At 70.7% G+C, this 12659-nt stretch carries 9 protein-coding genes; 7 read left to right on the forward strand and 2 right to left on the reverse strand.

The genetic code is table 11. From position 1 onward, the window contains the following. Positions 1-203: 203 nt before the first annotated feature. The 5 genes from ileS to BIV03_RS08745 are packed head-to-tail and all read left to right on the forward strand — an operon-like array spanning position 204 to position 6632. On the forward strand, positions 204-3455 hold the full coding sequence (ileS, locus tag BIV03_RS08725) for an isoleucine--tRNA ligase (protein ID WP_071295395.1): 3252 nt from the start codon (positions 204-206) through the stop codon (positions 3453-3455). Next, positions 3452-4897: a folylpolyglutamate synthase/dihydrofolate synthase family protein gene (locus tag BIV03_RS08730; protein ID WP_083403306.1), complete on the forward strand. Its 1446-nt coding sequence runs from the start codon at positions 3452-3454 to the stop codon at positions 4895-4897. Before ileS ends, BIV03_RS08730 begins: the two co-directional genes overlap by 4 nt. After that, positions 4894-5310 (forward strand): DUF4233 domain-containing protein, encoded by a 417-nt coding sequence (locus BIV03_RS08735; RefSeq protein WP_070416559.1) that lies wholly within the window; start codon positions 4894-4896, stop codon positions 5308-5310. Before BIV03_RS08730 ends, BIV03_RS08735 begins: the two co-directional genes overlap by 4 nt. Before the next feature lie 36 nt (positions 5311-5346). Next, positions 5347-5766, forward strand: a complete 420-nt coding sequence (ndk, locus tag BIV03_RS08740) for a nucleoside-diphosphate kinase (protein ID WP_070416558.1) — start codon at positions 5347-5349, stop codon at positions 5764-5766. A gap of 17 nt (positions 5767-5783) precedes the next feature. After that, positions 5784-6632 (forward strand): thioredoxin domain-containing protein, encoded by an 849-nt coding sequence (locus BIV03_RS08745; protein ID WP_071295396.1) that lies wholly within the window; start codon positions 5784-5786, stop codon positions 6630-6632. 69 nt (positions 6633-6701) lie between these two features. Here BIV03_RS08745 and BIV03_RS08750 read toward each other — a convergent pair whose 3' ends face one another. Both BIV03_RS08750 and BIV03_RS08755 read right to left on the reverse strand, forming a co-directional pair. Further along, positions 6702-7553, reverse strand: a complete 852-nt coding sequence (locus BIV03_RS08750) for a thioredoxin domain-containing protein (RefSeq protein WP_175475778.1) — start codon at positions 7551-7553, stop codon at positions 6702-6704. A 100-nt stretch (positions 7554-7653) separates the two neighbouring features. Continuing rightward, positions 7654-8256 (reverse strand): vitamin K epoxide reductase family protein, encoded by a 603-nt coding sequence (locus BIV03_RS08755; protein ID WP_229085097.1) that lies wholly within the window; start codon positions 8254-8256, stop codon positions 7654-7656. Positions 8257-8523: 267 nt separating this feature from the next. Here BIV03_RS08755 and BIV03_RS08760 point away from each other — a divergent pair, with 267 nt between their 5' ends. Both BIV03_RS08760 and BIV03_RS08765 read left to right on the forward strand, forming a co-directional pair. Beyond that, entirely contained in the window at positions 8524-11376 is a 2853-nt protein-coding gene (locus tag BIV03_RS08760) for an Rne/Rng family ribonuclease (protein WP_071295398.1), read from the forward strand. A gap of 2 nt (positions 11377-11378) precedes the next feature. After that, positions 11379-12317, forward strand: a complete 939-nt coding sequence (locus tag BIV03_RS08765; RefSeq protein ID WP_071295399.1) for a hypothetical protein — start codon at positions 11379-11381, stop codon at positions 12315-12317. Positions 12318-12659 lie beyond the last annotated feature (342 nt).

The raw sequence follows: 12659 nt of genomic DNA on the forward strand, positions 1-12659 counted from the left end.
TCCGGCCATCACCGGGGAGTCTCCGGAAGAACCCGGCCGTCAGCACCATCGACCGCCGGCAGTAGAACCGGGCGGACCGGGCCGCGCACGCCCCCGGCAACGAGCGGTCGCCCCGGGTCACCCGGAGCGGCAAGCGAGGTGGTACCGCGGAGCCTGCTCCGTCCTCGTGGTCCTGAGAACCGGCAACCCACAGGAGCCCCGCGGTGCGCTACCCACTTGATTCCGACGCAGACGGCGTCGTCCCGTCGCCGTCCTTCCCCGCCGTCGAGCAGGGGATCCTCGCCTTCTGGAAGGGCGACGGCACGTTCCAGGCGTCGATCGACCAGCGCGAGGGCTGCGACGAGTGGACGTTCTACGACGGCCCGCCGTTCGCCAACGGCCTGCCGCACTACGGCCACCTCCTGACCGGGTACGCGAAGGACGTCTTCCCTCGCTACCAGACCATGCGCGGCAAGCAGGTGCACCGTCGCTTCGGCTGGGACACCCACGGGCTGCCCGCCGAGCTCGAGGCGATGCGCCAGCTCGGCATCACCGAGAAGCACGAGATCGACGAGATGGGCGTCGACGTCTTCAACGCCGCCGCCAAGAAGTCCGTCCTGCAGTACACCGACGAGTGGCAGCAGTACGTCACCCGCCAGGCGCGTTGGGTCGACTTCGAGAACGACTACAAGACCCTCGACGTGACGTTCATGGAGAGCGTGCTGTGGGCGTGGAAGCAGCTCTGGGACAAGGGGCTCGCGTACGAGGGATTCCGGGTCCTGCCGTACTGCTGGAACGACCAGACGCCGCTGTCGAACCACGAGCTGCGCATGGACGACGACGTCTACAAGATGCGCCAGGACCAGTCGGTCACGGTGTCGTTCCCGCTGCAGGGTGCGCGCGCCGAGTCGCTCGGGCTGGCCGGCGTGCGTGCGCTCGCCTGGACGACGACCCCCTGGACCCTGCCCACGAACGCCGCGCTGGCCGTCGGGCCTGCGGTTTCGTACGTGGTGCTGCCCGCCGGTCCAGGAGGCGCGGCTGACGGTGGCACCGCCGGTTCCGTCCACTACCTGCTGGCTTCGGACACCGTGGCCGCCCACGCGAAGGACCTCGGCTACGAGAGCGCCGAGGACGCCGCTGCCGCGGTCGTCCGCACCCTGACGGGTGCGGAGCTCGACGGCGTCGAGTACGAGCGCCTCTTCGACTTCCTCGCGGAGACCGAGGGCATGGAGAACGCCTGGAAGATCCTCGTCGCCGACTACGTCGAGACGGGCGAGGGCACCGGCATCGTGCACCAGGCCCCGGCCTACGGTGCCGACGACCAGGTGGTCTGCGCCGCTGCGGGCATCCCCGTGGTGCTGTCGCTCGACGAGGGCGGTGTCTTCACGTCGCAGTTCGGCGAGGTCGCCGGCATGCTCTGGTCGGACGCGAACAAGCCCCTCACGAAGGCCGTCCGCGACGCCGGGCGACTGCTCCGCCAGGCGTCCTACGAGCACAGCTACCCGCACTGCTGGCGCTGCCGGAAGCCCCTCATCTACAAGGCCGTGTCGAGCTGGTTCGTCCGCGTGACCGAGTTCCGCGACCGCATGGGCGAGCTCAACCAGGACATCAACTGGGTGCCGGACAACGTCAAGGACGGCCAGTTCGGCAAGTGGGTCGGCAACGCCATCGACTGGTCGGTGTCCCGCAACCGGTACTTCGGCACGCCGATCCCGGTGTGGCAGTCCGACGACCCCGAACACCCGCGCACCGACGTGTACGGCTCGCTCGAGGAGATCGAGCGTGACTTCGGTCGACTGCCGGTGAACGCCGACGGCGAGGTCGACCTGCACCGCCCGTTCATCGACGACCTGACGCGCCCCAACCCGGACGACCCCACCGGGAAGTCGACGATGCGCCGGATCACCGACGTGTTCGACGTCTGGTTCGACTCCGGGTCGATGCCGTACGCCCAGGTGCACTACCCGTTCGAGAACCGCGAGTGGTTCGAGTCGCACAACCCGGCCGACTTCATCGTCGAGTACATCGGGCAGACCCGCGGCTGGTTCTACGTCATGCACGTGCTGTCCACCGCGCTGTTCGACCGGCCGGCGTACAAGAACGTCATCAGCCACGGCATCGTGCTCGGCTCCGACGGCCAGAAGATGTCGAAGTCGCTCCGGAACTACCCGGACGTCTCCGAGGTGTTCGACCGCGACGGTGCCGACGCGATGCGCTGGTTCCTGATGTCGTCGTCGGTCATCCGCGGCGGGAACCTCGTCGTCACGGAAGAGGGCATCCGCCAGGGCGTCCGCGAGTTCCTGCTCCCGCTCTGGTCGACGTACTACTTCTTCACCCTCTACGCGAACGCGTCGGGGGAGTCCGGGTACCAGGCGTCGCGGAGCACGGCGAGCACCGACGTGCTCGACCGCTACCTGCTCGCGAAGACCCGGGTGCTCGTGTCGGACGTGCAACAGCACCTCGACGCGCTCGACACCCCGCTCGCCGCCCAGGCCGTCCGCGACTTCGCCGACGTGCTGACGAACTGGTACGTGCGCCGGTCGCGCGACAAGTTCTGGCTCGGCGCCGAGTCCTCGCCCGAGGCCCGTGTCGCGTTCGACACGCTGTACACCGTGCTCGAGACGCTCACCCGCGTCGCCGCACCCCTCGCCCCGCTCGTGACCGACGCGGTCTGGCGGGGACTGACCGGCGGCCGCAGCGTCCACCTCGAGGACTTCCCCGACGCCGAGGAGTTCCCGGCCGACCAGGCGCTCGTCGACGCCATGGACCGCGTGCGGGACGTCGCCTCGAAGGGGCTCGCGCTCCGCAAGGCCACCGGCAAGCGCGTCCGCCTGCCCCTCGCCACCCTGACGCTCGTGGTGCCCGACCCGGCGGCCGTCGAGCCCTTCGTGGACATCCTCCGCGACGAGCTCAACGTCAAGCAGGTCGTGCTCGAGCAGCAGGAGGAGTCGTCGCTCGGTCGGTACGGCATCGAGCGGAAGCTCACCGTGAACGCCCGTGCCGCCGGACCCCGCATCGGCAAGCAGGTCCAGCAGGTCATCCCGGCTGCCAAGAAGGGCGACTGGACCGCGACCGAGTCCGGCGTGACCGTCGGCGGCGTCGACCTCGTCGAGGGCGAGTACACGCTCGACCTCACCGTCGCCGACGACTCCGTGGCGGTGGCGTTCCTCGACGGCGGCGGCTTCGCGGTGCTCGACACCGTGACGACGCCCGAGCTCGAGGCCGAGGGGCTCGCCCGCGACGTCGTCCGCGCCGTCCAGCAGGCCCGCCGTGACGCCGACCTCGACGTCAGCGACCGCATCGTCCTCACCCTCGGTGCGGACGAGGTCGCCGACGCGGCGGTCCGCACCCACCAGCAGCTCATCGCGGGGGAGACCCTGTCGACGAGCGTCGAGATCGTGCCCCTCGGGGCAGACGCCACCACCACCGACGTCGGTGACGGTGCGAAGGTGACCGTGGAGGTGTCACGCGCATGAGCGAGTACCCCGAAGAACCGTCCGAGGACGGCATCGAGATCCCCGTCGGCCCCGCCGGTGCGACGGACCCCGCCGACGCCGTGCCCTACGGTGCGGACGACGACGAGGTCAAGCGCGTCGAGGCGGCCCTGTACGCCCGGATCGGTGAGCAGTCGCCCGAACACCGGCTGTCCGCGACCCGGCGTGCCGTCGAGCTCCTCGGCGACCCGCACCTGTCGTACCCCGTGATCCACCTGACCGGCACGAACGGCAAGACCTCGACCGCGCGCATGGCCGAGAGCATCGTCCGGGCACACGGCCTCCGGACCGGCCTCATGACGAGCCCGCACCTGGTGTCGATCCGGGAGCGCATCGTCATCGACGGCACCCCGATCGCCGCCGACCGCTTCGTGGAGAACTGGGACGACATCGCCCCGATCCTCGAGATGACCGACCAGGAGCTCACCGACAAGGGCGAGCTCCCGCTGACCTTCTTCGAGGCGCTGACCGTCCTCGCCCTGGCGTGCTTCGCCGAGGCTCCGGTCGACGTCGCCGTGATCGAGGTCGGCATGGGCGGCGAGTGGGACTCCACCAACGTCGTGCAGAGCCAGGTGCAGGTGTTCACGCCGATCGCGATCGACCACGCCAAGCAGCTCGGCAGTACCGTCGCCGAGATCGCCCGCACGAAGTCCGGCATCATCAAGCCCTCGTCGTCGATCGTCTCGAGCGCACAGACGCCCGAGGCGCTCGCCGAGCTGCAGCGCGCGGCCGAGCTCACCGAGTCGACCCTCGCGGTCGAGGGGGACGGCTTCCGGCTCGTCGACGTGACGCCGGCCGTCGGCGGCCAGCTCATCACCGTGCAGGGCATCGCCGGACGCTACGACGACCTGTTCCTGCCGCTCTTCGGCCGGCACCAGGCGCACAATGCGGCCGTGGCGATCGCCGCCGTCGAGGCCTTCCTCGGCCGCGGTTCGCAGGCCCTCGACGAGGACGTCCTGTCCGAGGGACTCGCCGGTGCGACCAGCCCCGGACGGCTCCAGCCGATCGCCACGGGTCCGACCGTGGTGGTCGACGCGGCGCACAACCCGCACGGCGCACGCGCGCTCGCCGAGGCGCTCCCCGTGGCGTTCCCGTCCGAGCACGTGGTCGGCGTCGTCGGCATCCTCGGCGACAAGGACGCCCGCGGCTTCGTCCGCGCGCTCAAGGACACCGTCGCGACCTTCGTCGTGACCCAGCCGCCGGGGGAGCGCGCCCTCGACGCGGACGAGTTCGCCCGGGTCGTGGTCGACGAGGTCGGCGAGGACCGGGTCGTCGTCGAGCCGTCGCTCGAGGCCGCCCTCCAGGAAGCCCGTGACCTCGCGGACGACGCCGAGGCGGACGACGCCATGGTGCTCGTCGCGGGCTCGATCGTGATGGTGGGCCGGGTCATGGACCTGGTCCACGCCGAAGGCGGGACGAAGTGACGGACGCGGGCCGCGCCTCCAGGACCCCACGCGCACCGCGCACCCGTCGGCCGCGACGCGATCGCGGTGCACGGGAGAGCCTGCTGTCGATCACCCTCGTGCTCGAGGCGATCATGTTCTTCTTCCCGATGCTCGTCGTGTTCGGCAAGGGGACGCTCCCGCCGGCGGTCGCGTTCGGCGGTGGCATCGGCTCGATGATCGTGCTGGCGCTGGCCTCTCGCCTGACCGGCAACCGCGCCGGTGTAGGGTTCGGGTGGCTGCTGCAGGCGGCCATCCTCGCCACCGGGTTCATCGAACCGTTCATGTTCGCCGTGGCCGTGGTGTTCCTGGCGCTGTGGGTCTTCTGCTTCGTCAAGGGCGGTCAGCTCGACCGTCAGAACGCCGCGAGACGCGCGGCCCTCGGCGAGGACTGACCACCCCGTTCGACCACGAAACACCAGGAGTTCCGCGTGTCCGATCTCGAAGAGACCCTCGTCCTCGTCAAGCCCGACGGCGTCGCCCGCCAGCTCACCGGTGAGATCCTCCGCCGGATCGAGGCCAAGGGCTACGAGATCGTCGACCTGAAGATGGTGACGGCGCCCCGTGACCTGCTCGACGCCCACTACGAGGAGCACCAGGGCAAGCCGTTCTTCGAGCCCCTCGTCGAGTTCATGCAGTCCGGCCCGGTCGTCGCCGTGCGCGTCGCCGGCAACGGCGTCATCGCCGGCTTCCGGTCGCTCGCCGGCACCACCGACCCGACCTCGGCCGCGCCGGGGACGATCCGCGGTGACCTCGGCCGCGACTGGGGCCTCAAGGTGCAGCAGAACCTCGTGCACGGCTCCGACAGCCCTGAGTCGTCGGCGCGCGAGCTCGCGCTCTGGTTCGCCTGAGTCCGGAGGATCGACGCGTGACGAACAACGACCGTCCCTCGAAGAACGAGCGTCGCCAGCACGCCCGTGACGTCGCCCGGCAGCGCGCCGAGGCCGAGAAGCGCCGCAAGCGCCGCAACCGCTGGTTCCTGCAGGGCGGCATCGGCCTCGGGATCATCGCCGTCGCCGCGATCGTCGCGATCGTGGTGGTGAACGTGAACAACCAGCCCGCCGTGTCCGCGGCCGGGCCGAAGAACATGGCGACCGGTGCGATCCAGTTCACCGGCAGCGACGGCACGGTCACCCCCGTGACCTCCGGCGCGGTGTCGGCGAAGGCCACCCCGTCCCCGGTGCCCACGGCGGCTGCCGACGGGAAGGTTCAGGTCACCGAGTACGTCGACTGGGCCTGCCCGGTCTGCAAGCAGTTCGAGGCCGCCTACGCCGACCAGATCCTCGACAAGGTGAAGTCCGGCGACGCGACCCTCGCGATCCAGCCCGTGTCGATCCTCGACCGCAGCTACCAGAACTCGCGGTACGCCAGCCGTGCCGCGAACGCCGCGATGTGCGTCGCGAACTACGCGCCGGACAAGTTCCTCGACGTCCAGACGCAGTTCTTCGACAACCAGCCGGAGGAGGGCACGAAGGGCCTGACGAACGCCGAGATCGCGAAGCTCGTCACGGCTGGTGGCGCGACCGGGTCGAACGTCTCCGAGTGCCTGTCGAGCGAGCGCTTCCGCGGGTGGGTGACGAAGTCCACCAACGCCGTGCTGGCCGATCCGGCACTGCAGGGCACGCAGGGCTTCGGCACGCCGACCGTCCTCGTGAACGGCAAGAAGATCGCCACGCTGACCGACGTGATCACCGAGATCGACGCCGCGTCGAAGTAGCACGCTCGACGACGACGGCCCCCGCTTCCGATCGGAAGCGGGGGCCGTCGTCGTCCGGAGCGGGCAGGACTACGCCTTCCCACCGTTCTGCTCCACGAACGCGGCGAAGGCGTCCGTGTCGGTGAGCGAGCCGTTGTACTGCTTGCCGTTGACGATCACGGTGGGGGTACCGGTGACCTTGTCGAGCGATGAGTTCGGGATCGGGTCGTTGAGCGCCCGGTTCGTCGCGTCGGCAACCCACCCGGCGAATTTCTGGTCCGTGATGCAGGACGCCACGTTCTCGTTCGTCGCCCCGGCGGCCTTCGCGAGCGATGCGAGCTTGTCGTTCGTGAGGCCGCGCGTGCTCTCGGACGGCTGGTTCTCGTAGAGCGACGTGTTGTACGCGAGGAACGCGTCCGGGTCGTAGTTCGCGACGCAGGCTGCGGCGGCGGCCGAACGGGTCGAGTACTTCGAGCCGAGGGACACGCGGTCGAGCAGGTTGAACGGGTGCAGTTCGAGCGTCGCCGAGCCGTCCTTCACCCACTGCTGGATCTGGGACATCTGGCTCGTCTCGAACTGGTTGCAGTACGGGCACATGTAGTCCGAGTACACCGTGATGTTCGCGACCGAGTCGTCCTGCTTCGTCGGGGTCGGCTTCCCGCCCTCCGGCGTCGCCTTCGTGGTGACGGGGACGATCTGCCCGTTCGACCCCGTCAGGAGCACACCGTCGCTCGCCATGTTCTTCGGCCCGGGGCCGGCGGGTTGCACGGAGTTCGCGACCACCACGACGACGATCGCGGCGACCGCGAGCGCGCCGACGATGATGCCGCTGATCCCCAGGGTCTTGTTGCGGCGTCGACGCGCCTGCTCCTTCGCGCGGGCGAGGCGTGCGCGCTCCCGCGCTGCCTCCCGCCGGGCCTTCTTGCTCTCGTTCTCGCTCATCGCCATCGAGCGTAGGTCGTGCCGGTGGGTCGATCGGCCGATCTGGCTGGGAAGGACCCAGGAATTCGATGACGCGTCATCGGCAACGCTCAGCGGGCGCTCAGAAGGAGGAGAGGACCCGCGGGAACACGATGAGGATCGACACGGCGATGAACAGGTAGTTCGCCAGCGGGAACGCCCAGCAGAAGGGCAGCAGGGTCCGACCGAGCCGCTGGGCCCCGGCGCCGAAGCGTCCCTGCGCGGCGTTCCAGATCGTGAACACCCAGAACATCGGGATCGTCATCGACCACACGAGCATGCACCACGGGCAGAGCGCGCCGATGAACCAGACGGTCTGGGTGAAGAGCCACGTGACGAAGACCCACGCCAGGAACACGCCCGCGTTGAACGCGATCCAGAACCAGCGCGAACCGTTCCGGAACCCGGCGAGGAGCATGACCGCGACGGCGATCGGCGCGACGAAGCCCATGACGCCGAGCAGCGGGTTCGGGAACCCGAGCAGGTGCCCCTGCCAGCTGGCCATCACGTCCGAGCAGTTGATGAACGGGTTGACGTCGCAGGACAGCACTGCCTGGGGGTGCGCGTACTTCTCGAACTCGTCGATGACCAGTCGGAACGCCCCGTACAGACCGACGGCACCGGTGATCAGGAGGAAGACGCCCATGGCGATCGGACGGCGGACGGCAGGTGCTGGCGTGCTCACGGCGTCATCATCGCATGCTCGATCCGGTCCTTTCCCGGTGCGGCATGCGATAATCCCTGGAGGTCGTGCGGCCATCCGCACGACGACGAAAGCTTTCCGGGCCCAGCCCGGACGATCAGGTGCGGTGAGAGCGCACCGTGACCGGGACGCGCGCGACGCGACGGTCACAAGACAGCGAACGCGGGGGCGTGGTCGCCACCCGCTACAACTACAGAATTCCCGCCGTCCGGACAGGATGCGAGCGGGGTCAAGGAGTGCACCAGGTCCATGGTGGAGCAGAACAACGACAACACGAACAACGAAGAAGTCGCACCGAAGCGTCGAGGCCGCCTGTTCGGCGGTCGGCGCGCCCGGTCGGCCGGCCAGGAGGCACGGGGTAACGCCGCGCAGACGGGTCCCGTCGAGCAGGTGACCGGGTCTCCGGCGGACGGCACGTCCGACGCCGGCGCGGAGACGCTCGCGGTGACGGACGCAGCGCCGGACGCCGGGGGAGCGCCGGAGGCGCCCACCGTGTCGGTCGCCGTCGAGGCGACCGCCGGCGGCGACGAGCCGCACGACGTGAGCACCCTCACGGGCGACCTGCCGGTCATCACGGCCGGTGACGACACCGAGACCGCAGCCGCACCGGCCGCGACGGTCGAGACGGACGCGAGCAGCGCCTCCAGTCCGGCGGAGCCCGTCGACGAGCCGTTCGTCCCCAAGGCGACGAGCACGCTCAGCCTGATCTTCCACGCCCCGGTCCTGCCGGACCTGCCCGAGCGCGCGCCCCGTCACGACGAGGACGACGACGACGAGCAGGGCGGCGGACGCCGTCGGTCGCGTCGCCGCGGCACGAGCGCCGACCGCGAAGGCCGTGAGCCGCGCGAACCGCGCGAGCCGCGGGACCACCAGGAGCCCCGCCGCCGCGAGGTCGAGTACATCACCGAGCCGCAGAAGGTGAAGGGCTCGACCCGGCTCGAGGCGAAGAAGCAGCGCCGCCGCGACGGGCGCGATGCCGGTCGTCGTCGCCAGGTCGTCACCGAGGACGAGTTCCTCGCCCGCCGCGAGAGTGTCGACCGGCAGATGATCGTCCGGTCGAGCGCCTCGAAGATCGAGATCGGCGTGCTCGAGGACGGTGTCCTCGCCGAGCACTACGTGACGAAGTCGCACAACGTGTCGCTCATCGGCAACGTGTACCTCGGCAAGGTGCAGAACGTCCTGCCCTCGATGGAGGCGGCGTTCGTCGACATCGGTCGCGGTCGCAACGCCGTGCTGTACGCGGGCGAGGTCGACTGGAACTCGGTCGACACCGGCAATCACGGGCGTCGGATCGAAGCCGCGCTCAAGCCGGGCGACAAGGTCCTCGTGCAGGTCACGAAGGACCCGGTCGGGCACAAGGGCGCCCGTCTGACGAGCCAGGTCTCGCTGCCGGGCCGCTACCTCGTGTACGTGCCGAACGGCTCGATGAACGGCATCTCGCGCAAGCTGCCGGACACCGAGCGTGCGCGCCTCAAGAAGATCCTCAAGGAGGTCCTCCCGGAGCACGCGGGCGTCATCGTCCGCACCGCCGCCGAGGGCGCGACCGAGGAACAGCTCACCCGCGACGTGCAGCGGCTCACCAGCCAGTGGGAGGCGATCCAGAAGAAGGTCGCGAACGGCCAGGCGCCGGTCATGCTCCACTCGGAGCCGGACCTGCTCGTGAAGATCGTCCGCGACGTCTTCAACGAGGACTTCACCAAGCTCATCATCGACGGCTCCGCGGCGCGCGAGACGATCGACGAGTACCTCACCGCGGTCGCGCCGGACCTCAAGGACCGCGTCGAGATCTACGACGGCCCGGACTCCTTCGAGGAGTACCGCCTCAACGAGCAGATCGAGAAGGCACTCGACCGCAAGGTCTGGCTGCCCTCCGGCGGTTCGCTCGTGATCGACCGCACCGAGGCCATGACGGTCGTCGACGTCAACACGGGGAAGTTCGTCGGGTCCGGCGGCAACCTCGAGGAGACCGTCACGAAGAACAACCTCGAAGCGGCCGAAGAGATCGTCCGCCAGCTCCGCCTGCGGGACATCGGGGGCATCATCGTCGTCGACTTCATCGACATGGTGCTCGAGTCGAACCGCGACCTCGTGCTGCGTCGACTCGTCGAGTGCCTCAGCCGTGACCGGACGAAGCACCAGGTCGCCGAGGTCACCTCGCTCGGCCTCGTGCAGATGACCCGCAAGAAGATCGGCGTGGGGCTCCGCGAGTCCCTCGACGAGGTCAACGCCAAGGTCAACGACAACAACGCCGACCCGGGGCCGTCGAAGAGCCGTCGCAAGAGCCGCGGTGGGGCCGGCAACGGCGGGTCCAACGGTGGGAACGGTTCGAACGGTTCGAACGGTGGGAACGGGTCGAACGGCGGGTCCGGCAACGGTTCGTCGTCGAACGGCTCGTCGCACGCGCACCAGATCACGGACGACGTGAAGAGCGCGCTGTCCCGGATCGCCGCATCGACCATCCCGCACGAGGAGCACGACGGTGCTGCGACCCCGGCTTCGGCGTCCTCTGCAGTGTCGGCGGGTTCGGCGGCATCGGCAACATCGGCGGCATCGGCTCCGGAGGCTCCCGCCGCCGAGTCCGGTCCGGACACCGGCGCGTCGCAGTCCGAGCACGGCGAGCAGTCGTCGGGCTCGAAGCGTCGACGTCGCCGTGGTGGCCGTGGTGCCGGTGCGCCCGAGACGACGGCGGACACCGCGTCCGGCTCGTCCTCGACGCCCGATGCGCCGTCCGCGCCCGAGCAGGACACATCGGCTGCTGCGGCTCCGGCTGCTGCGGCTCCGGTCGCTGCTGCCCCCGCCGTCGAGGACGCGCCGGCCAAGGCGCCGACCCGCCGTCGGGTGAGCTCGAGCGCCCCGGTGACCCCGGCCGAGACCTCGGTCGCGATCCTCGACATCCCGATCGCCGCCACGAAGCGCGAGCCGCGCCAGGTCAGCGGGGACGCCGAGTCCCTGCTCGACTCCGTGCTGCAGGCGCTCCCGGAGCCCAAGCAGCCGGGGCAGGGCCGTTCGCGGTCCCGTCGCGTCTCGTCCCCGAGCATCAGCGCACCGGCGACGGCCGAGGGTGACGACACCGACGACGGCGCCGTGATCCTGGGGAACTGACGATGTCGAACCCCGGCGATCCGCAGCGGTCGCAGCACGATCGTGGGTACTACGGCGCGGGCTGGTCCCAGCCCGCGCCGCCCGCCGGTGCCCCGCAGCAGCAGGGCGGAGCGTACGGGGGACCGCAGCAGTCCGGTGCCCCGTACGGCGGGCCGCAGCAGTCCGGCGTCCCGTACGGTGCGCCGCAGGGCGGCCCGTACCGCGGGCCGCAGTACGGCGGGGCAGCGCCGGCTCCGCGGCAGCCGCGGACGCCGGCGGATCCGCGTCGGGCCTTCGCTCCGGGAGCGTCGGTCACGAACACGGCCGGCGCACTCATCGCCGTCGTGTCGATCGTCCTCGTCGAGTTCGTCTCAGGGCTCGTCGGCCTGCTCGGCGCCTCGTTCGTGGTGCACCCGTTCGCGAGCTACGGCGCGGGCGGCAGCCTGATCGGCGGGTTCGTGTCCGGGGTGTTCGCCACGCCGTTCCCGTTCTACGCCGGGGCCTTCCTCGCGCTGGCGTTCCTCACGCCCGTCGACCGACGGAGCCCGCTGCCGACGGTGCTCCTCCGCGCCGTGCTCGCCGGGGCCGCTGGGACGATCGCCCTGGCGCTCGTCGGGGTCTTCACGGGCACGTTCAGCGCCGTCCGCTCGGGAGGCGCCCAGCTCCTCATCGACGTCGTCACCCGCCCGCTGCAGTCCGGTGTGCCGTTCACCCTGATGCTCATCGCGACGTCGACCGCGGCGTGGCTCTGGCTCGGGCGGCCAAGGGGCGGACGTCGTGCGCCCGGAGCACCCGGCACGCCCGGGACGGTCCGACCGGCCGACGCGGTGCCGCCGGCGACCGTGCAGCCGTCGTCGCAGCAGGGTCAGCCGGGTCAGCCGGGGGCGCAGGGGGCCCAGGTGCCGCCGTACGCGCCGCCGCAGCCCCCGTCGAACCCCTGGGGTGGTCCGGCGCCGCGCTGAGCCGCTGAGCGGCCGCGTGCGGCTCGTGGCCGTGTGCCGGGCGCCGTGTGCCGCGCGCCGTGCGCCGCGCACCGACGTGGTGCGACATGGTCGAGGTCGTCCGACGTCGACCATGTCGCACGGTGCGTGCGCCGTCCGTTGCGGACGCGGGGGTGCGACATCCCCGACGTCGTCCGACCTCGGCGATGTCGTCCGGGCTCGCCACGCGCGCTGGCGACTCACCGCCGCGCCACGCCGCGCCGCGCCCGGGAGTCGGCCGCGCGCCGTGGGAGGTGCCCGGCGGGGCGGGGGTGCGCCGCGCCTCCTGGACCGCCGCGCGCCACCGCGCCGTGCCGCGTGCGA

It is taken from the genome of Curtobacterium sp. MCBA15_016 (assembly GCF_001865105.1).
In the GTDB taxonomy this organism is placed as follows: domain Bacteria; phylum Actinomycetota; class Actinomycetes; order Actinomycetales; family Microbacteriaceae; genus Curtobacterium.